At 65.8% G+C, this 20,108-nt stretch carries 21 protein-coding genes and 1 tRNA gene; 15 read left to right on the top strand and 7 right to left on the bottom strand.

The window, feature by feature from the left end; all coding sequences use genetic code 11:
* Window positions 1-127 precede the first annotated feature (127 nt).
* Window positions 128-880, top strand: coding sequence for a hypothetical protein (locus tag B3T59_RS17880; RefSeq protein WP_287004572.1), 753 nt, complete (start codon window positions 128-130; stop codon window positions 878-880).
* Between the two features lie 151 nt (window positions 881-1,031).
* Entirely contained in the window at window positions 1,032-1,580 is a 549-nt protein-coding gene (locus tag B3T59_RS17875; RefSeq protein ID WP_285897333.1) for a putative glycolipid-binding domain-containing protein, read from the top strand.
* 4 nt (window positions 1,581-1,584) lie between these two features.
* Here B3T59_RS17875 and B3T59_RS17870 read toward each other — a convergent pair whose 3' ends face one another.
* A complete protein-coding gene (locus B3T59_RS17870) occupies window positions 1,585-2,589 on the bottom strand; it encodes a prephenate dehydrogenase (protein WP_251721641.1) in 1,005 nt (334 codons plus the stop codon).
* Between the two features lie 115 nt (window positions 2,590-2,704).
* Between B3T59_RS17870 and B3T59_RS17865 the strand changes: the two genes are divergently transcribed.
* Window positions 2,705-3,247, top strand: coding sequence for a tRNA adenosine deaminase-associated protein (locus tag B3T59_RS17865; protein WP_287004570.1), 543 nt, complete (start codon window positions 2,705-2,707; stop codon window positions 3,245-3,247).
* 49 nt (window positions 3,248-3,296) lie between these two features.
* Window positions 3,297-3,758, top strand: coding sequence for a nucleoside deaminase (locus tag B3T59_RS17860; protein ID WP_251721682.1), 462 nt, complete (start codon window positions 3,297-3,299; stop codon window positions 3,756-3,758).
* A gap of 73 nt (window positions 3,759-3,831) precedes the next feature.
* Here the strand turns inward: B3T59_RS17860 and B3T59_RS17855 are convergent, their stop codons facing one another.
* Complete coding sequence (locus B3T59_RS17855) at window positions 3,832-4,779, bottom strand: NAD-dependent epimerase/dehydratase family protein (protein ID WP_251721643.1); 948 nt, start codon at window positions 4,777-4,779, stop codon at window positions 3,832-3,834.
* 70 nt (window positions 4,780-4,849) lie between these two features.
* Here B3T59_RS17855 and B3T59_RS17850 point away from each other — a divergent pair, with 70 nt between their 5' ends.
* The 4 genes from B3T59_RS17850 to B3T59_RS17835 all read left to right on the top strand — a co-directional run bounded on the left by B3T59_RS17850 (window position 4,850) and on the right by B3T59_RS17835 (window position 6,421).
* Window positions 4,850-5,485 (top strand): TetR/AcrR family transcriptional regulator C-terminal domain-containing protein, encoded by a 636-nt coding sequence (locus tag B3T59_RS17850; RefSeq protein ID WP_251721644.1) that lies wholly within the window; start codon window positions 4,850-4,852, stop codon window positions 5,483-5,485.
* Window positions 5,486-5,606: 121 nt separating this feature from the next.
* Complete coding sequence (locus B3T59_RS17845) at window positions 5,607-5,876, top strand: hypothetical protein (protein ID WP_251721645.1); 270 nt, start codon at window positions 5,607-5,609, stop codon at window positions 5,874-5,876.
* A 161-nt stretch (window positions 5,877-6,037) separates the two neighbouring features.
* Window positions 6,038-6,247: a CsbD family protein gene (locus tag B3T59_RS17840; RefSeq protein ID WP_251721646.1), complete on the top strand. Its 210-nt coding sequence runs from the start codon at window positions 6,038-6,040 to the stop codon at window positions 6,245-6,247.
* A gap of 83 nt (window positions 6,248-6,330) precedes the next feature.
* Window positions 6,331-6,421, top strand: a tRNA-Ser gene (locus tag B3T59_RS17835).
* A gap of 138 nt (window positions 6,422-6,559) precedes the next feature.
* Here the strand turns inward: B3T59_RS17835 and B3T59_RS17830 are convergent.
* Both B3T59_RS17830 and B3T59_RS17825 read right to left on the bottom strand, forming a co-directional pair.
* Window positions 6,560-8,059 carry an IS1634 family transposase gene (locus B3T59_RS17830; RefSeq protein WP_287004566.1) on the bottom strand — a complete coding sequence of 500 codons (1,500 nt, stop codon included), beginning with the start codon at window positions 8,057-8,059 and terminating at the stop codon, window positions 6,560-6,562.
* 246 nt (window positions 8,060-8,305) lie between these two features.
* Window positions 8,306-9,382, bottom strand: coding sequence for a D-alanine--D-alanine ligase family protein (locus B3T59_RS17825; RefSeq protein ID WP_251721665.1), 1,077 nt, complete (start codon window positions 9,380-9,382; stop codon window positions 8,306-8,308).
* Window positions 9,383-9,467: 85 nt separating this feature from the next.
* Here B3T59_RS17825 and B3T59_RS17820 point away from each other — a divergent pair, with 85 nt between their 5' ends.
* The gene (locus B3T59_RS17820; RefSeq protein WP_285897336.1) at window positions 9,468-10,778 is read left to right on the top strand and encodes a UDP-N-acetylmuramoyl-tripeptide--D-alanyl-D-alanine ligase; all 1,311 of its coding nucleotides are present in this window, start codon (window positions 9,468-9,470) and stop codon (window positions 10,776-10,778) included.
* Window position 10,779: 1 nt separating this feature from the next.
* Here the strand turns inward: B3T59_RS17820 and B3T59_RS17815 are convergent, their stop codons facing one another.
* Together B3T59_RS17815 and B3T59_RS17810 are read right to left on the bottom strand one after the other, a co-directional pair.
* On the bottom strand, window positions 10,780-11,562 hold the full coding sequence (locus tag B3T59_RS17815) for a MerR family transcriptional regulator (protein ID WP_287004564.1): 783 nt from the start codon (window positions 11,560-11,562) through the stop codon (window positions 10,780-10,782).
* Window positions 11,563-11,613: 51 nt separating this feature from the next.
* Window positions 11,614-12,066 (bottom strand): hypothetical protein, encoded by a 453-nt coding sequence (locus B3T59_RS17810; RefSeq protein ID WP_287004563.1) that lies wholly within the window; start codon window positions 12,064-12,066, stop codon window positions 11,614-11,616.
* A gap of 91 nt (window positions 12,067-12,157) precedes the next feature.
* Between B3T59_RS17810 and tgt the strand changes: the two genes are divergently transcribed.
* The 3 genes from tgt to B3T59_RS17795 all read left to right on the top strand — a co-directional run bounded on the left by tgt (window position 12,158) and on the right by B3T59_RS17795 (window position 16,101).
* Window positions 12,158-13,456, top strand: coding sequence for a tRNA guanosine(34) transglycosylase Tgt (gene tgt, locus B3T59_RS17805; protein WP_372495441.1), 1,299 nt, complete (start codon window positions 12,158-12,160; stop codon window positions 13,454-13,456).
* 277 nt (window positions 13,457-13,733) lie between these two features.
* Window positions 13,734-15,083 (top strand): hemolysin family protein, encoded by a 1,350-nt coding sequence (locus tag B3T59_RS17800; RefSeq protein ID WP_287004562.1) that lies wholly within the window; start codon window positions 13,734-13,736, stop codon window positions 15,081-15,083.
* Entirely contained in the window at window positions 15,076-16,101 is a 1,026-nt protein-coding gene (locus tag B3T59_RS17795) for a hemolysin family protein (RefSeq protein ID WP_287004561.1), read from the top strand. The genes B3T59_RS17800 and B3T59_RS17795 overlap by 8 nt, the downstream gene beginning before the upstream one ends.
* A 17-nt stretch (window positions 16,102-16,118) precedes the next feature.
* On the opposite strand, the gene gluQRS is transcribed toward B3T59_RS17795, so the two are convergent.
* The gene (gene gluQRS, locus B3T59_RS17790) at window positions 16,119-17,054 is read right to left on the bottom strand and encodes a tRNA glutamyl-Q(34) synthetase GluQRS (protein ID WP_287004560.1); all 936 of its coding nucleotides are present in this window, start codon (window positions 17,052-17,054) and stop codon (window positions 16,119-16,121) included.
* Between the two features lie 233 nt (window positions 17,055-17,287).
* On the opposite strand from gluQRS, the gene B3T59_RS17785 reads away from it, so the two are divergent.
* The 3 genes from B3T59_RS17785 to B3T59_RS17775 form a co-directional block, all read left to right on the top strand.
* Window positions 17,288-18,343, top strand: coding sequence for an ATP-dependent DNA ligase (locus B3T59_RS17785; RefSeq protein ID WP_287004558.1), 1,056 nt, complete (start codon window positions 17,288-17,290; stop codon window positions 18,341-18,343).
* 1 nt (window position 18,344) lies between these two features.
* Window positions 18,345-19,430 carry a DNA polymerase domain-containing protein gene (locus tag B3T59_RS17780; RefSeq protein ID WP_251721671.1) on the top strand — a complete coding sequence of 362 codons (1,086 nt, stop codon included), beginning with the start codon at window positions 18,345-18,347 and terminating at the stop codon, window positions 19,428-19,430.
* A 58-nt stretch (window positions 19,431-19,488) separates the two neighbouring features.
* A partial coding sequence (locus B3T59_RS17775; protein ID WP_287004555.1) for a DUF5996 family protein occupies window positions 19,489-20,108 on the top strand: 620 nt, incomplete at its 3' end.

Genomic DNA, 20,108 nt, shown 5'->3' with positions numbered 1-20,108 from the left:
ACGGCCGGCCGCGGGCGCGATGCCCGTGGCCGGCCGTCGTGTTGTCGTAGCGGTCCGTATGGTCGGGATCAGGGATCGTCGGGATCAGGGATGGTCGGGATCACGATGTCGAGACGGGAGCGTCAGCATGGGACAGCAGGAGGCGGGGCCACGGCCCGAGGACCTCTATCGCGCGCCGTTGATGCCTGGCCTCTACCCGCCGCTCGGCTTCGCCCCCGACGGCACGCCGCGGTTCGTTCCCGGCCAGCAGCCCTCGCGTGCAGCCGCCGGACCCCAGGCTCCCGCAGGCGTCACACCGCAGTCGGGAGGCGCCGGAGCGCCCCCACCCGGCCCTACAGAACCCGGCCCATCAAGATTCGACGACGAGCGGCGTCAGCCGAAGTCGCCGGGCAGGTTCGGCACGGGGGTGGTGTTCGCGCTGGTCGCGGCCGTCGTTCTCGGTTTGGTGTTCTACGGTTTCTCGCTGATCCGACAATCCGACGCGCAGTCCCAGGACGCGCCTGCGACCCTGACGCTCGTCGATCCCACCACCCCCGACGTCCCGCCCCAGCAGCAGCAACCCAACAACCCGATGGTCCCGCCCGGCGCGACGCCTGCACCGCGCGACAGCGACACCGCGGGCCGATCCGTCACCTACGATGCGACCATCGAGGGCAGCGGAACCATCCTCTACGTCGACGACGTCGGCCTGCGCAGCGAGTTCACGCCGCCGCCAACATGGCACCTCGAGTTCACCGCGGGATCGGCGCCGCTACGACTGTTGGTCCTGGCCGGGCTGAACAGCTCGGCGTCGTGCGAGATCAAGGTCGACGGCCAGAGCGTCTCGATCGATCGGGTCAACGCCGGGTCGTCCCGACGCACCGCCACCTGCCGCGCCTGACCGTAACGAAGTGGTGGAGACCGCCATCCGATGTGTGTCGCGGCCTCTCGCTCGCTACCGTATACGCGTGAGTACAACCCCAGCCCCTGATCACGACACCGCGGCGAGCGGCGGATCGGTCGATACCGCTCCGGTTCGGGAGTACAAGACGATGATCACCTGGCGTGGTGTCGGAGTCGACAGACTCGAGCAGGTGCGCCTGCACGTGTCCGGACTGCGCATCAAGGCATACGGTCGCATCATCTCGGCGGCAACCGCCGACAACGAGGCGTTCTCCGCGTCGTACGAGCTGATCACCAACGACGCGGGAATCACCAAGCGACTCTCCATCCACCTCCTCCGGGAGAGTGGCGAGAGCCAACTCGGACTCTCTCACGACGACGAGAACCTCTGGCTCGTGCGCACCAACGGAGACACGATTCGCAGTGACTTCGACGGCGCGCAGGACGTCGATCTGGCCATGTCGCCGATGTTCAACGCGCTGCCCATCCGTCGATTCGGCCTGACCACAGCTCCGACCGACGTCGAGATCCCGGTGGCCTATGTCTACCTGCCGACCGGCGAGGTCAAGCCTGCGCGGATGCACTACACCTCCGGGCCCGACGGCATCGACGTCGTGTCGCCGGTGGCGACCGCGAAAATCACCGTCGACGACAACGGATTCGTCGTCAACTACTCGGGACTGGCCGAGCGCGTCTGAGAGGTCACCCCAGCCAGACCCGACCCTCGTGGGCCTGTTTGCGCATGTCCGACGCCCAGCCGTGTGCGCCTACGCTGACCCCGACGATGGGCTCCCGACCCCGCGCGGCCATTTCCTCGTAGGCCATGCGTGCGCGGTGCCCGTCGTCGATCAGCGCGGCAACGCTGCCCGAGTCGCGCAATTCGTCGCGTGCCTGGACGAGACGGTCGATCGCCTCGCTGAGTGCGTTCAGTACGGCGATGTCGTTGGCCTCGATCATGGCGCGCTGTAGTGCGGGTTCGGTCGCGGCCACGCGCGTCCCGTCCCGGAAACTGCCGGCTGCCAGACGAAGTGCGAGGTTGCTCTCTCCCGCGCCCACGGCGGCGGTGTCGGCGGCAAGCAGGTGCGGAACATGCGAGATCGCCGCCACGGCCCTGTCGTGTGCGTCGGGTGCCGCGGGTACGACAATCGCTGACACCTGCAGCGCGAGCTCTGCCACCGCGGTCCAATCGTCGGCGTCGGTGTCGTCGGATGTGGTGACCATCCACATCGCATTGGTGAACAGCGTCGGATCGCATGCGTCCCATCCGGACCGACTCGTCCCGGCCATCGGGTGTCCGCCCACATAGCGTGCGTGTGGGTGAAGTCTGGAAACCTTTTCTGCCACAGCCTGTTTCACGCTGATGACATCGGTGAGCAGGCATCGCGGTGCCGTCTCGGCGATCGCAGTCAGCAGCGGCTCGATCGTCGTGACCGGGGTGGCCAGCACGATGACGGCGTCGTCGGCTGCCGCGCGTCGCAGCGTCGCAACCAGGTCCGACGAGGCGTCGTATCCAGAATTCGACGCCGCGTCGACGGTGCCCTCGGAGCGGTTGTAGCCGAACACGTCGCGCCCGGCCGCCGCCAGGGCCTGCATGAACGACCCGCCGATCAGTCCGAGGCCGAGGATGCAGACCGGTCGTCGAGTCGTCGACGTCGCCTGTGATTGCTGCGCGGTCTGCGGTTGGCTGCCCTGCTTGTCTGCGGTCACAAGGTCCAGATTCGCACATCGGTCGCGGGTCCCGGAGCGTGTGCCGACGGAGTGTGGGCGGCCAGAGTCGGAAGGGGATTGGGGCGGGCGTCGATTCTGGACTACCGTGAGCGTCATGGCAGGTGCCGGCGCTGGGGTTTCGGATCCCAACAAGCAGCAAGCGATCGACGACATCGAGGGTTTCGCGGTAGCCGTGGTCCGCGAGGATGCCGCTTGGAAGGTGAAGGCGCTCGACGACTTCGCCCTGACCGACCTGTCCGCCGCCGAGACGCAATTGCGTGAGCTGCGGGCAGCGGGTGCCGTGTTCGGACTCCTCGACATCGACGACGAATTCTTCATCGTCGTCCGCCCGGCCCCCGGCGGTGCACGACTGCTGATCTCCGACGCGACCGCCGCGATCGACTACGACATCGCGGCCGACGTCCTCGATGCCATCAACGTCGACGTCCCCGATCTCGACGACGACGAGCTCGACGACATCGACCCGTGGGAGGAAGGCGACCTCGGCGTGCTCTCCGACCTCGGGCTTCCCGACGCGGTGATGGGCGTGATCGTCGGCGACACCGACCTCTACGCCGACGAGCAGATCGGCATGATCGCCGCGCGACTCGGATTCGCCGACGAACTGTCGAAGGTGCTCGACTCGCTCGGACACTGAAGGCCCGCGCGTGAACGGCGGGCATGACGCGTCGCGCGTTCCGGATCGGATGAGCCTGTGGGATCAGATGATCGGCGAGGCGCTTGCCGCGGCCGTCGACTCGTCCGGACCAGACGACGTCCCCATCGGGGCCGTGGTCTTCGACCCCGCGGGCGTCGAACTCGCACGCGCAGGCAACCGTCGTGAACTCGACGCCGACCCGACCGCCCACGCCGAGATCCTCGCGCTGCGAGCCGCCGCGCACGCCTTCGGTGACGGGTGGCGCCTACCCGGGTGCACCATTGCGGTCACCGTCGAGCCGTGCACGATGTGCGCCGGCGCGATCACGCTGTCACGCGTCGACGCACTGGTCTTCGGAGCTTGGGAACCCAAGACAGGCGCCGTCGGGTCGCTGTGGGACGTCGTCCGCGACCCGCGCCTCGCCCACCGCCCGCAGGTCCGCGGCGGTGTGCGGGAGGCGGAGTGTCGGGAGCTGATGGTCGGCTTCTTCGACACGCGCCGCGACGGCTGAGCCGTCGACTGGGCGCTCGAGACTGTCGACTGTGCGCTCGGGACTGCCGAATGGGCGCCCTGACCGGCTCCCGTCACGGTGTGACGACGGCGCGCTCCGGTCCGTCGTAGCTCCACGCCTTCTCGACGTCGTCGATCCCGAACGTCGCGTAGGGCACCTGTAGGGCGCCCGATGCGATCGCGTCGATGACCGCGGGTATTGACCGCATCTGCTGCTCGGCCGACACCGAACCTGCCCCGCTGCCGGAGATCGTGATGTTCCGCGATCGCAGGAGCGTCGACGGCACGGCGGCGTGCGTCCCGGCGAGCGACCCGATCTGTACGTACGAGATGTGAGCGTCGTCGTCGTGCAATCCCTGCCGCCCGAGCGCGGTGAACGTGGCCTCGGCGACCGGGCCCCAGACGTAGTCGAGGACAAGGTCGGGTGTCGACGCGGCGACGGCCTCCGACAACGCGCCCGCTGGATCGTCGACATCGAGTTCGACGACGTCGACGTCGGGCGCGCGCAGGCTGCGTAGTACCGCCTGGTTCCTGCCGGCGGCGATGATGCGGTCGGCACCCAGGACCCGTGCGCTCTGAACTGCCAGACGACCCGACATCCCTGTGGCGCCCAGGATCAGCACGGTCCCCAACTTGCCGCGCGCGTCGCGGTGGGCGTGCAGCGGAAGCCATCCGGAGCCCGCGGGATTGACCCCCGCGGCCACTGCGAGCGGGTCGGCGTCGTCGGGGACCGGAAATCCGCCCTGTGCTGCCATGCGCTCGGCCATCGTGCCCCAGGGAGGTGCGATGCGTCCGGTGTAGCGCAGTGAACCGTCTGCTGCGCGCACCACAGCGTCGATGCCGGGCACCTGTGGGTAGATGCCGGAACTGCCGTAGTGGCGGCCCGCCGCCAACGACCTGACGATCTGGTGCAGACCTGCGCCGACGAGCTCGAAGAGCTGTGTCCCGGCGCCAACCTGCGGTTCGTCGAAGGTTCCGGCCACGGGGGTCTGTCCGGCTTCGGTGATGATCGCTGCCCTCATGAGGAGTCTCCTTAACTTAGTTAAGTATGGCCTGCCATCAGGCTCCCTTAACTTTGTTAAGCTGTCAACCGTGCCGACTGGACGATCCAAAGGGCTGACCCGCGCCGACATCGTGCAAGCGGCGTTGGATCTGCTCGACGAAAAGGGCATCGACGCCGTCACGGTCCGCGCTGTGGCGACCCGACTCGGAGTCAAGGCGCCCGCTCTCTACTGGCACGTCGAGAACAAGCAGGCGTTGCTCGACGAGATGGGCACCGAGATTCAACGTCGAGTGATCGCCGAACTCCGCGCGCAACCGATGGACGTCTGGCCCGACTCGGTCGCGACCTACGCGCGCGTGCTGCGTCGCGAATACCTCGCCCACCGCGACGGCGCACGCACGTTCAGCGGAACGCGACTGACCGACCCGGAGGTTCTGCGTGCGCAGGAACCGTGGCTCGAGCAGCTCGTCGCGTCGGGCGTTGGTCTCGAAAAAGCGGTGCGCGCAGTCGAATTCGTGACGGCTTTTGTCGTCGGATTCGTCATCGAAGAGCAGGAGCGCGCGCAGTCGGGGGAGCCGCGTTACTCGCTGTCGGATCGGACCGAGATGCTCGGCGACGACGTTCCGCTGGTCGCGGAGGCCGGTCGGATTCTTTTCGGCGATCGAGAGCAGCGATTCGAGCGCAACCTCGACGCCATCGTCGACGCGCTGCGCGTCACCACCTGACAGTCGGGGTGTCGGGGCGTGCGCAAACCAGGGTTCTCACCGAGAGACACGGTCGCGGCGTTGTGGCAGGTTGGTAACCGAGCGCGGAGCATCGGGCTCTGCATGGCGAGGAGTCGACACCATGAGTGAATCCAGCGACAAGATCAACGAGGCCGTGGAATCGGTCAAGGGCAAGATCACCGAGTTCGCGGAGAACGAGAAGGTGCAGGACGCCATGGGCACGGCGAAGGAGAAGTTCACCGAGTTCACGGAGAATGAGAAGGTGCAGGACGCCGTGGGCACGGCCAAGGAGAAGTTCACCGAGTTCACGGAGAACGAGAAGGTGCAGGACGCCGTGGGCACGGCCAAGGAGAAGTTCGGCGAGATCAAGGACAAGCTCCTCGGGAAGTGAGACCGGCCCCGCGTGACCGCAGGCAAGGTGCGCGCGGCTGAACCGCCAAGGCTTCGACCCGGCCAGATTTCGATATAGCAGCGCCACTTCGACGATGTGTACGGTGGATTTCAGGAGACGCGAAAACCGCGCTCTGGTTCGCACACGCGAAGGAGAGTTCTATGGCAACCACTGATGATGCACAGAACAAGGCAGAAGAGCTCAAGGGTCGGGGCAAGGAAGCTGTCGGCAGCCTGACCAACAACGACGACCTCAAGAACGAGGGCAAAGGCGACCAGGCTGTTGCCGAGGGCAAGCAGAAGGTCTCTGAGGTTGCCGACAAGGTCAAGGACGGCGTCGAGAACATCAAGGACAAGCTCACCGGCCACTGAGCCCCACGGCGTGGCGAGCTCGCCATGCACCTCGCTGACCTGCTGATTTAGCGTCAGACGCCAGCTGCGGTACAGTCTTCCGCGGTGGCGTGTCCGAGCGGCCGAAGGTGCAGCACTCGAAATGCTGTGTGCGGTAACCCCGTACCGAGGGTTCAAATCCCTCCGCCACCGCCAGAAACACCCCCTCATCTATGCAGATGAGGGGGTGTTTCGCTGTCCGGGGTCAGCTGGCTGTCTCGGCTCTCCCGTTTTCAGTCATTTCAGAACGCTCCCGACGAGCCGACCTGGGCTTTTGCCCCGACTTGGCTCAATTTAGTGTCCACTCCGGATCGCGATGATCGCGTCGCGGAGGTCGTCGGGTAGCGGGTCGGCGGCGGTGATGGTCTGTTCGCCGGCTTGGATGGTGATGGTTCGGCAGCGTCGGGCGGTGGTGACGAACTTCTTGATAGACCAGCCGGTGCGGGTCTCGATGACTCTGGTGATGGCTAGCGCGGCGAACACCACGGCCAGGTGTGCTCGGATCGAGTCCTCGAGGTGGTGAAAGATCGGTCGTGCGGCCAGATCGGACTTCGACATCCGGAAACTCTTCTCGATCCGCCACAGCTGGTGGTACGAGCCGATCACGAATTCTGTTGTCGGAGAGTCGATATTGGTGGCATAGGCCTTCCAGCCAGCCAGGGTGCGAGCCTTGGTTTCCAAGTCCCGGTTGACGGTTCGGTCTCCGCCTTTGAGCTTGACGAACCGGTTGCGTTTGACTGGAATCTTCCCGTCGACTGCCTTCTCGGCCTTGGCGATCTGCTCGTTGATTCCGCGGATGCTGCGCCGGGCGCGGTCGGCGCTGTAGCGGTAATAGACCACCCGGTGGCGGCGGTAGCTGGTTTTGGAGTTCGCTGGCAGTGGCTGGGTCAGCGTCAACCCGTCTGCGGGAGTCGAGTTCGGATTGTTCTTGTGCCACTTCTGAATCTGGTACGGAACATTGGGGGTCTTCTCACCCAGGATGAATGACAGCCCGGCGTCTTCGATGGCTTTCATGTTCGCCGCGGAGATCATCCCGGCATCAGCCACCACCGTCACATCCGTCAGCTTGTGGGCGGTCATGAACGCGGTGAGGGTGGGCATCATCGTCAACGTCTCGGCCTTGTTGCCCTGGAACGCTTCCATCATCAACGGGAACCCGGTGGCATCGGTGAGCAACCCGACGGTGATCTGCGGTTCCAGGCGCCGTTCTTTCGAGAACCCGGGTTCGCGGAATCCGTCAGCTTTGTCGGTCTCGAAGTACAGAGTCGTCACGTCATACAAGCACAGCGTGGTGGGCCCCAGATTGGCTTGCGCGGCACACGCTTTCGCTAGTTCGCCCCTCCACGACGCATCAGCATAGATGGGCAGGCGACGTTTCACCGTTGCGTACGAGGCCGGCGTGACTCCCGCCTCGGCGAGTACTCGCAGCGAGTCGAGTTTGCTGGTCGGTTCGATGATCCTGGCGACCACCAGGTCCCGGAACACGCTGTCAGAGTGAGGGATCGAAGCGAATCCGAGTTCGTCGTACACGGAGGTGATCGCGTCGAGTAACACCGCCATCCGAGAACTCGTAATCGGCAGCGGTCCTGCCCCGGACGCGGAGACAAGCCCCAGATCGAGTTGCTGCTGCCCAGCGGCCAACCGGTCAGCGGCCGCGGCTTTGAGCGCCGCCACCTCCGCGTCGGTATGCGCGGAGCCAATGTGCTCGATCTCGCGGGACCCGCGACGGTTGGAATGCACGATCTGGACCGCCGTCGCTCCCGACTTGGTCTTCACCGTCCGCACAAATGCCACCCCAGCAGCCTAAAACCCCGCCCGTTAGTGTCCACTCCAACAGCCATCACCCCAGGTCACAGCCCCGCAATCCGCAGAATCACGAAATATGAGCCAAGTCAGGTTTCAGTCATTTCAGAACGCTCCCGACGAGCCGACCTGGGCTTTTGCCGCCGGGCATCTCTGAAATTGACTGAAAACGGGAGCGGTCTGAAACGTTTTCGGACGGAGCACGTCCACATGCCATCCCAAGAGGGGGCGAAGGCGTCAGTGCTCCGTCGAGAACCCCACGCGCCGACGGTGCGCTTCCAACGCAAGCGTGACGAGGCGGTCGATCAGGTCCGGGTAGGCGATGCCGCTGGCGCCCCACAGCTTCGGGTACATCGAGCCGGGGGTGAATCCGGGGATCGTGTTGACCTCGTTGAGTAGCCAGCCGCGGCCCGGCTCCTCGTAGAAGAAGTCGACGCGCGCCATGCCCGCGCACCGCATCGCGAGGAACGTCTTCGCTGCGAGCTCGCGGACCTCGCGCACCGCCTCATCGCTCAGCGGTGCGGGGATCACCAGCTGGGCCGCGCCGGTGATGTACTTGTCCTCGTAGTCGTAGAACTCGCTGCCCGAGATGATCTCGCCCGGCACCGACGTTTCGGGGTTCTCGTTGCCGAGCACCGCAACCTCGACCTCGCGTCCGGACACGAACTCCTCGATCACCACGACATCGTCGTAGCGCAGTGCCAGGTTGATCGCGTCGTCGAGTTCTGTTGCGTTGTGCGCCTTGGTGATTCCCACAGACGATCCGAGGTTGGCCGGCTTGACGAACAGCGGAAGGCCCAGCTCCTCGATGGCGCGGAAAGCCACGGTGCGCGGGTCGTCGACGCCGTCGCGGTATTCGATCCACCGGCACTGCGGGATTCCCGCCTGCGCGGCGACGACCTTGGCCATGCCCTTGTCCATGCACGCCGCCGAGCTGAGCACACCGGCGCCGACGTAGGGGAGCTTGAACAGCTCGAGCATCCCCTGGATGGTGCCGTCCTCGCCGTGTGGGCCGTGCAGCAGCGGCAGCACAACGGTGATCGCTCCGTCGGAGTCGGCCTGTAACTCGCGCAGCGGGTCGACGACGGTGCCCGCGATGTCGAGTGCATCGGGCAGCGGTGTCTTGTCGGCCAGCGAGGCGATCACCTTGTCGTTGCGGACCCAGGTCCCGTTCTTCGCGATACCGATCGGGACGACGCTGTACTTGGCCGGGTCGGCTGCTGCCAGCACGTGCGCCGCGGTCACGCGGGAGACATCGTGCTCGGCGGACACGCCGCCGTAGAGAACAACCAGGCGAAGCAGGGGAGTCGACATGGGTCACACGATACGTCGACGCCTCGCCGCGCTCTCCCCGGCGTGCGGGGTGTTTTGCTCCTTCCTCTAGCGTTGAGGCGTGCACATGCAGGCAAATGAGGTGGCGGACGCGGTTAGCGGTCAACTCGTCGGAAACGACGTGACGGTCGACGGCGCGACGATCGACTCGCGCGCGGTGCGGTCCGGACAACTGTTTGTCCCGATCGTCGCTGCTCGCGACGGACACGACTTCATCGAGGGCGCGGTGTCGGCCGGAGCGGGCGCTTACCTGACGTCGACCGGCCCCGTCGAGGGCGTCGACGCCCCGGCCATCACCGTCGACGACACCGCGCTCGCACTCGCCGACCTCGGCCGCGCAGCGCGGCGTCGACTTCCCGAGCGAGTGGTCGGGATCACCGGGTCGGTGGGCAAGACGTCGACCAAGGATCTGCTGGCCGGACTGCTTTCCACGACGTTCCGCACGGCCGCGAGCGAGAAGTCGTTCAACAACGAACTCGGCCTACCGCTCACGCTCTTCAACGCCCCCGACAACACCGAGGCCGCGGTCGTCGAGATGGGTGCGCGCGGGGTCGGGCACATCGAGTTGCTGTGTTCGATCGCCCACCCGACCGTCGGCATCATCACCCGGGTCGAGGGTGTGCATCTCGAACTCTTCGGCAGCATCGACGCCGTTGCCCGCGCGAAAGGTGAACTGGTCGAGGCACTTCCGGCCGACGGCATCGCGGTGCTCAACGCCGACCACGAGCGCGTCGCGGCAATGGCATCCCGCACGTCCGCCCAGGTGCTGACCTACGGGCTCACCCCCTCGGCCGACGTCGTGGCCACCGACGTCGTCGTCGACGATCAGCTCCGTGCATCGTTCCGCCTGCACACGCCGTGGGGCAGCACGCAGGTGTCGCTAGCGGCGCGCGGCGAGCATCAGGTGTCCAACGCGCTCGCCGCCGCGGCGGCAGCGGGCGGACTCGGCGTACCCGTCGAGTCGATGCCCGCCGGGTTCCTCGGAGCCGCGCTGTCGGGTCTGCGCATGGAACTCTCCACCACCGCCGGCGGCGTAATCGTGCTCAACGACGCCTACAACGCCAACCCGACGTCGATGTCGGCCGCGCTGCGCTCCCTCGCGGCCCTCGATGCTCGACGACGCTTCGCCGTGCTGGGAACGATGGCAGAACTCGGACACGATTCAGCCGCCGAGCACGAGGTGATCGCGACCCTGGCCGACTCGCTCGGCGTCACGGTGATCGCCGTCGACGAGCCCAGCTACGGCTCGACAGCCGCCCATGTCGCCGACATCGACGCCGCCGTCGCAGCACTCGACGGACTCGAGCGCGGCGACGCGGTGTTGGTCAAGGGCAGCCGCGTCGCCGCGCTCGAGCGGGTTGCCGAGAAGCTCGGCTGACCTACTTACCGTCGGCGTTGGCGCGGATCACGTCGCGCAGGAACACCGCGAGACCGGGCGCGACGTCGTCGTAGTGCTTGGCGAACCGCGGATCGGCGACGTACATGTCCCCGAGACAGACCTGCATCTCGTAGCCGCAGTCGTAGAACTTCTCGATGCTCGCCCGATGTTGCTCGGCGAGGTCGTTTGCCGCGGCAGAACCCGGTTCGACGCCGCGCCGCAACGCGTCGGCGAGTCGTGTCTCGAAGGCGTCGGAATCGGCTTTGATCTGTCGCCAGTCGTCCTTGGTGAACTGGGCCGTTCGATGCTGGCTCTGCTTCCACTCGTCGGTGTCACCCCAGCGATGCTGCGCCTCGGCTGAGTACTCCTCGGGTAGCCAATCGTCGCCGAAGATCTCGCTCTGCTCGGCGGCCGACAATTGAATTCCTGACTTCTTCGCGTCCATCATGTCCTCCACTGCTGCGACCATCCGGTGCAAGCGAGCGATCCGATCATTGAGCAGATCGCGCTGGGCGGTCAAGTGGCCCAACGCATCTGCGTGCGGATCGTCGAGCAGGGTCGCGATCTGCTCGAGCGGAAAGCCCAACTCCCGGTAGGTCAGCACCTGGTGGAGGCGCTCGACGTCGGCGTCATCGTACACGCGGTATCCCGCGGGTGTTCGGCCCGTCGGGATGACCAAACCGATTTGGTCGTAATGATGCAGCGTCCGCACACTGACGCCGACGAGACGAGCGACCGCACCGACGGTGAGGTCGCCCGGCGACGGGGTACTTCCTTCGCTCACACCGATGACCTTGCTGGCTGACGTCGCGTGAGGGTCAAGTCGGCTAACGCACTACGGCGCGAAGCCAACTCTGTCCGAGCCCTTCTCGCACGCTGCGAGCAGGCCGTAGCCGGTCGCCGGGGCGCACGACCAGCCGTCGACATCCTGTGGCTCACCACTGGAGATCTTCGGTCCGTACGCCTTCGCCAGTGTCATGGCGTCGGCGCAGCTCACGTCGCCGGACAGAATCTGTACGGTCAGCGCGCCGTCGGGTCCGGAGATCTGGTCGCATGACTTGGTGCCCGCGGCGGTCTCGGGCGGTACGGAGGTGGTCGGTGTTCCCGGTCGGGGGCCGCCGACCACGGCGGGGCTCGTCGAATCGCTCACCTGCGTCGTCGCAGAGCTCGTCGTGTCTGTTTGCTGGTCGGAGCCACAGCCGGTCAGCGCCAGGGACGTGGCCGCGAGGGCTCCGCAGCAGGCCAGCACGATCCGGGTGGGTACCTTGAGGTTCGTTCCGCGCGTCATGGACTCACCGTAGCGAATCGACGCTCCGGGTCTGCGGGCCTCGCCGGGAGCTGGTTTGAGCTCAGGGCGCTCGACCTGCGAAGATCGGTCGGTGACCCCGCCCGACATCGACGCTCCCGACACCAACCCGACCGGTCTGCACCTGCATCCCGACCATTCGTACGCGGTGGGCACGCGGCTCGACGGTTCGCTCGGCCGCACAGGGGTCATCACGACGCCGCACGGCGAGATCCACACACCCGCCTTCGTTCCGGTCGGAACCAAGGCGACGGTCAAGACGGTCCTACCCGAGGCGGTCGCCGCGCTCGGCGCGCAGGCCGTGCTCGCCAACGCCTATCACCTGTATCTGCAGCCGGGACCCGAGATCGTCGACGCCGCGGGCGGCCTCGGTGCCTTCATGAACTGGTCGGGTCCGACCTACACCGACAGCGGCGGGTTCCAGGTCATGTCGCTCGGCACGGGTTTCAAGAAGGTCATCTCGATGGACGTGACCGGCGAGCAGGACGACGAGAAGATTGCCGAAGGGCGCGAACGACTTTCCCGCGTCGACGACGACGGCGTCACCTTCAAATCGCATCTCGACGGGTCGTCGCATCGGTTCACGCCCGAACTGTCGATGCAGATCCAACATCAACTGGGCGCCGACATCATCTTCGCGTTCGACGAGCTGACCACGCTGATGAACACCCGTGGCTACCAGGAGAGTTCGCTCGAACGCACCCGGCAGTGGGCGATTCGCTGTCTGGCAGAACACAATCGGCTCTCCGTCGAGCGTGGACATCGACCCCAGCAGTCGCTGTGGGGAGTTCTGCAGGGCGCGCAGTACGAGGATCTACGACGCAAAGCTGCCCGTGACCTGACCGAGCTCTCGCGTCGCGACCAGGATGCGGGCGGAAAGGGCTTCGGCGGCTTCGGAATCGGCGGCGCCTTGGAGAAGGCCAACCTCGGTACGATCGTCGGCTGGGTGAATTCCGAACTGCCAGAAGACAAGCCGAAGCATCTACTGGGTATCAGCGAGCCCGACGACATCTTTACCGCGATCGAGAACGGTGCCGATACGTTCGATTGCGTCTCGCCGACCCGGGTCGCGCGCAATGGCGCCATCTACTCGCTCGACGGCCGCTACAACATCACCAACGCGCGATACCGCACCGATTTCCGTTCACTCGATCCGGAGATCACCAACTACACCTCGCAGTACTCGCGCGCCTACCTACACCACCTGTTCAAGGCAAAGGAAGGACTCGGTGCAACGCTCGCGACACTGCACAACGTCGCCTTCGTCGTGCAGATGGTCGACGGCGCGCGCAGAGCCATCGAGTCCGGCGACTACTACGCCTACCGCGACGAGTTCCTTGGCCGGTACTACGCGGGAAATCGCAACCCCTGAGCTCGTTCGCTGGTCCAGGCTTGTGTCCGGCTGGTCGAGCCTGTGTCCCGCTGGTTGAGCTTGTCGAGGCCCCGGGAACCCGTCGGATGTCCGTTTCGTTCACATTCACGTATCCTGGATTCAGACGTTCCAGTATTGAAGATCCCCGGCAGAAAGAAACGATGAACCGCGCTCAGCGCAAAAAACGGAAACCTCGACGATCCGGCCCCCACTCGGGGGCATTCACAACTTCTGACCCGTCGGCATTTGTTCCGACGGTCCGCGACGGGGTGATCGCATGATGATCCTCCTCGGAATCGTGATCGGAATCCTCGTCGTCTTCGCCATCACTGCGTTGACCGGCTACTTTGTGGCGCAGGAGTTCGCGTTCATGGCCGTTGACCGGTCGCGACTCAAAGCACGCGCCGCCGACGGTGATGCCGCAGCTGCCCGCGCACTCTCTGTGACACGCAGAACGTCGTTCATGCTCTCGGGCGCACAGCTCGGCATCACTGTGACCGGCCTGCTCGTCGGCTACGTCGCCGAGCCGTTGATCGGCAGTGGCGTCGGCGAACTGTTGGGCGACGTCGGCATCCCCGTCGCCGTCGGCGTGGCCATCGGCACCGTGTTGGCCGTCTTGTTCTCGACGGTCGTCCAGATGGTGTTCGGCGAACTATTCCCCAAGAACCTCTCGATCGCGCGCCCCGAGCCCGTCGCGCGTCGACTCGCGCTCTCGACGTCGATCTACCTCAAGGTGTTCGGTCCGGTCATCTCCCTGTTCGACGCCGCGTCGAACCTTCTGCTCAAAGCGCTGCGGATCGAGCCGGTACACGACGTCGAGCACTCCGCGTCACCGCGCGACCTCGAACACATCGTCGCCGAGTCGCGTGAGGTCGGGGAGTTGCCTGCCGAACTGTCGACGCTTCTCGATCGTGTCCTCGACTTTCCCACACGAACAGCAGAGCACGCGATGGTGCCCCGGCCACTCGTCGACTTCGTTGCAGCCGATACGTCGCTGTCGGAGGTTCGCGACCTGATGGCGGTGGGGCATACGCGATATCCCGTGGTGGGAGCCAACCCCGACGACGTCGTCGGGATCGTGCATCTGCACGATCTGCTCGAACGCCTCGACGAAACCAGTCTCACCGCAGCCGATCTCGCGCGACCCGCCGCGATCGTGCCCACCACGCTGCCGCTGCCGGCGGTACTCGAACGACTCGACACCACCTCAGACGATGAGATGGCTGTCGTGATCGACGAATACGGCGGTATCGCAGGCATCATCACCGTCGAAGACATTGCCGAGGAGATCACCGGCGAGATCGACGACGAGCACGACACGACGTCGTCCGAACCGATCGAGCTGACCGACGACGGCTGGCTCGCCCGCGGCGACACACACCTCGACGAGGTGTCACGCGTCATCGGGCACGACGTGGCCGAAGGCGACTACGAAACCCTGAGCGGACTCGTGATCTCGACGTCGGGCGGGCTGCCCCAGGTCGGAGACAGCGTCGAATTGCCGCTTGCCGACGGCGCTTTCGGCGTCGCCGCTCCAACGGTGACCGCAACGGTGACACAGGTCAGACGCCGCGTGCCCGCAACCGTCCATCTCGTCATCACCGAGTCGGGAGACGCCGATGAGTAACCCCTGGGTCGTGCTCGCGTTCACGGTCGTGTTGATCGCGGCGAGCGCGTTCTTCGTCGCCGTCGAATTCGCGTTGATCGCGGCTCGTCGGCACCGTATCGAGGACGCCGCACAGACCAGTCGTGCCGCGCGAGCCGCGCTGCGCAGTTCGTCGGAACTGTCTGTGCTGCTTGCCGGTTCGCAGTTGGGTATCACCGTGTGCACGCTTGCGCTCGGTGCGGTGACCAAACCTGCTGTGCATCACTGGATCACGCCGGGAATCGAAGCGCTCGGCGCGCCGCTGTGGATCGCCGATGTCGCCGGATTCATACTCGCGCTGATCATCGTGACCTTCCTCCACCTGGTCGTCGGCGAGATGGCGCCCAAGTCGTGGGCGATAGCCCACCCGGAGAGATCGGCTGTGCTGCTGGCGATTCCGATGCGTGCTTTCATGTGGGTGGTGCGTCCGGTGCTCGTCGTGCTCAACCAGCTCGCCAACTGGTGTCTGCGTCGTGTGGGTGTGCAACCCGTCGATCAGGTGTCGTCCGGGCAGGATTCGGCGACGTTGCGACAGCTGGTCGACCACTCGGCCGAGACCGGAATGCTCGACGACGAGTATCACCATCGGCTCAGCGCGGCGTTGGCCACGGAGGCGCTTGCGGTGGGCGATGTCGTCGGCGACGGCGCACTCGACGGTGTTCCCGGGGATGCTTCTCCCGCTGGGATTCAAGAGGTTTCGCGCCAGACGGGACACTCTCGGTTGCTCGTCGTGCGCGGTGGGGCTGATGAGAACCTCACCCGCGACTCGGTGATCGGCGTGGTGCACGTCCGCGACAGTCTGAATGCTGCAGCCGATGTCACGGCTGCCGACCTTGCCCGAAATGTGTTGATCCTGCCTGCCGAACTGCCCGCGTACGAAGGCATGGCGCGCATGCGAGACCAGCGTGCACATATCGCGCTGGTCTCCGCGGGTGATGAGATTCTCGGCGTGCTGACTCTCGACGATCTGCTCGACAGGCTGTTGACCACCGCGTCCTGAGCGGATGCGACTGCCTCTCAGGTCCATTCGTCGTCGGTGAGAATCCACGGCTGCGTCGGGAGCTTCGTCGGATCGAATCGTTGCGCGAGGTCGTCGAGGGTGACATGTTCGCCGGGCTCGGCCAGCCGTAACGACGCCGCGATGTGGTCGAGAACCGTTGCGGTGTCGACGCCGCGGGCGGCGAGGTCGGCGAGCGTGACAGCTCCGTCGCGCTTCGACAAGCGAATCTGCTTGTCGTTGAGCACCATCGGGACATGCGCGTAGACGGGCGGGGTGTGTCCGAGCAGCGTCGTGAAGTACGACTGGCGTGGCGCCGACGACAGGAGGTCGTCGCCGCGGACTACCTGGTCGATACCTTGCTCGGCGTCGTCGACGACCACCGCGAGGTTGTATGCGGGCGTGCCGTCGCCCCGCTGGATGACGAAATCGTCGACGGCTCCGGTGTATTCGCCGTGCAGGATGTCGACGACGCTGAACTCGTCGACGTCGGAGACGATCCGGATCGCGGGAGGACGTCCGGCTGCGCGCTTGTCCTCTCGCTGTTGTGCGGTGAGGTGTCGGCACGTTCCGGGGTAGGCGCCCGGTGGTGAGTGCGGGGCCGACGGGGCCTCGAGGATCTCGCGTCTGGTGCAGAAGCACTCGAAGGTGCGGCCGCGCGTGGTCAGGTCGTCGATCACCGCGCGGTACCGATCGAGCCGGTCGGTCTGGTACACGACCGGCGGCTCCCAGTCGATCCCGAGCGCGTGCAGGTCGCCGATCTGTCGCTGATCGGAGCCCACCGCGGTGCGGTCGAGGTTCTCCATGCGCAGCAGAAACCGGCGGCCCGAGGTGCGGGCGAAGAGCCACGCCAGCACGGCCGTGCGCAGGTTGCCGACGTGCAGGTCGCCCGACGGCGACGGCGCGTACCGCCCGGCAGGAAGCGCCGGCTGCGCAGCCGATTCGTGTGCGGACATAGCTCACGAGACTACCGCCGCCCGTGGGCCCTACCGCTGATCGAGCTGGCCGCGAGCGCAGCGAGCAGCCGAAGCCTACCGGTGATTGAGCCGAACCCTACCGCTGATTGAGCCGGCCGCGAGCGCAGCGAGCAGCCGAGTCGAAATCACCAGCGGTGGACGCTCGACCAGCGACGGCAGCGGTTGATGCGCGGCTCATTGCGGGATCGTCGTGCAATGGGGAGTATGGGGTGGTGGACCTACCGGTCATGCCTCCCGTCGCGCCGATGCTCGCCAAGGCTGTCTCAGCGGTGCCGGAACAACCAGACAAAGAGCCGTCATGGTCCTACGAGCCCAAGTGGGATGGCTTTCGTGCGTTGGTCTTTCGCGACGGCGATGAGGTCTACATCGGTTCCCGCGGAGGCAAAGACCTCGCGCGCTACTTCCCCGAGATCGTCGACGCCGCGCGCGCCGAACTCCCCGACAAAGTAGTCCTCGACGGCGAGATCGGCGTCCCGTCCGTGATCGACGGCGTCCACCGCCTCGACTGGGACTCGCTCGCGCAGCGGATTCACCCCGCCGACTCACGCGTGCGAATGCTCGCCGAGAAGACGCCCGCGATCTTCATCGGATTCGACGCGCTCGCACTCGGCGACCTCAGCGTCGTCGACGAGCCCTTCGCCGTACGCCGCGCCACGCTCGTGAAGGCGGTGGGCCCACACGAGACCGGGAGGCGGTTCAACGTCAGTCGTGTCACCGCCGACGCCGACACCGCGCGCACCTGGTTCTCCGCATTCGAGGGCGCGGGCCTCGACGGCGTGGTCGCCAAGCGGCTCGGCTCGCCATATGTCGAGGGCAAGCGCGAGATGCTGAAGGTCAAACACAAGCGGACGGCCGACTGCGTGGTCATCGGCTACCGGGTGCACAAGAGCGGAACCGGTCTGGGTTCGATGTTGTTGGGCCTCTACACCGATTCGGGAGATCTCCACATGGTCGGCGGCGCAGGAGCATTCACCGACAAGAAGCGAATCGAACTCGAAGAGATGTTCGCACCGATGCGCACCGATCCCGACAAGCCCGCACCGGGCGAGCCGACGCGGTGGCGATCGGAGAAGTCGGGCGAGTGGATTCCGATCAGGACGGAACTGGTTGCCGAGGTCGCCTACGACCAGATGGAGAACCACCGATTCCGACACACCGTCAAGTTCCTACGGTGGCGTCCCGACCGCGATCCCGAGAGCTGCGGCTACGACCAACTCGACGTCCCGCTGACCTACGACCTCCACGATGTGCTGGAAGGGGAAGGCTGACATGGCATCCCGCTCGCCCGCTGAGGAACTCGACGTGGACGGTGTTGCCGTCCGGATGAGCAACCCCGACAAGATCTATTTTCCCGAGCTCGGCGAAAACGGTGGCCGTAAAAGAGATCTCGTCGGCTACTACCAGCGCATGGCCCAGGCGCGCGACGACGGCGCCGACGGCCCGTTCCTGGTAGCCCTACGCGATCGCCCGACATTCCTGCAGCGCTTCCCCGACGGCATCGACGGCGACGAGATCTACCAAAAGCACCTACCGAAGAAGCGACCCGACTTCATCGACTCGACGCGAATCACGTTCCCCTCGGGCAGAACCGGCGATGCGTTGCGTCCGACGAGCCCGGCGTCGATCGTCTGGGCGGCCAACCTTGGAACCGTGACGTTCCATACCTGGCCGACGGTCGCGGCCGACAACGAGCATCCCGATCAACTGCGCATCGATCTCGACCCACAGCCCGGCACCGACTTCGACGACGTTCGACGCGTCGCCGTCGACCTCCTCGCGCCGCTCCTCGACGAGCTCGGCTACGTCGGATATCTAAAGACGTCCGGCGGCAGGGGGATTCACGTGTTCATTCCCATCGAGCCGCGGTGGGACTTCATCGCGACCCGACGCTGTGGCATCGCGCTCGCCCGCGAATTGGAGCGTCGAGACCCTGACGCCGTGACCACCTCGTGGTGGAAAGAGGATCGCGGCGAGCGGATCTTCATCGACTTCAACCAGAATGCGCGTGACCGGACCATGGCTGCGCCGTATTCGGTGCGACGCAACGCAATCGCGCGCGTGTCGACTCCCGTGACCTGGGCCGAGCTCGCCGACGTCGATCCCGACGACTGCACCATGCGTAGCGTTCCGGAACTCGTTGCGCAACGGGGTGATCCGATGGCCGACATCTCGACGCATCGTCGTGGCCTCGAACCACTGCTGGAGATGGTCGAGCGCGACGACGCGCAAGGTCTCGGCGACATGCCCTACCCGCCGAGCTACCCGAAGATGCCGGGTGAGCCTCCGCGCGTGCAGCCGAGCAAGAAGGTGGGTGCCCACTGGGATGAGGAAGGAAACAGGATCGGTCCGAACTGAGCGTCGAATCGGCGTCGTGCAGTCGAAACACGTCGTCGCACAAGGGAATGAGTAGCGAATGACCACAACCGCAACGTTCGAATCATGGCCGGAGCTCCGTGTGTCCGACTGGGAGCAGACCCGCGACACGGTGCACATGTGGAGTCAGATCGTCGGAAAGACCCGAATGGCGTTGGCCCCGAATGAGAATCATTGGTGGCAGGTCGCGCTGTATGTGAACTCGGTGGGCCTCACGACCTCGTTGATGCCCTACGACGGCTACGGCGTCGAGATCGTCTTCGACTTCGCCGACCACGTCCTCGACATCACCACGACGAAAGGCGAACGGCGACAGGTGCGTCTCGAGCCACGCACCACCGCCGACTTCTACGCGGATTATCTGGCACAGCTGGAATCGCTCGGCATCAGCGTGCCCATCTACGACCGCCCCGTCGAAGTGGCCGAGTCGATCCCGTTCGCGCAGGACACGACGCACGCCTCGTACGACGCCGACGCCGTGAAGCTCTTCTGGCACCAATTGGTCAGCGCGCAGCGCGTTTTCGCGGAGTTCCGTGGAAAGTGGCGCGGCAAGTGCAGCCCCGTTCACTTCTTCTGGGGCTCATTCGATCTCGCGGTCACCAGATTCTCCGGCCGTCCCGCTCCGCTGTTCTCCGGCGTCGTGCCGAACTGTCCCGAGCG

It is taken from the genome of Gordonia sp. UBA7860 (assembly GCF_002500165.1).
Taxonomy (GTDB): domain Bacteria; phylum Actinomycetota; class Actinomycetes; order Mycobacteriales; family Mycobacteriaceae; genus Gordonia; species Gordonia sputi.
This window is presented reverse-complemented; position numbering and strand designations above follow the sequence as displayed.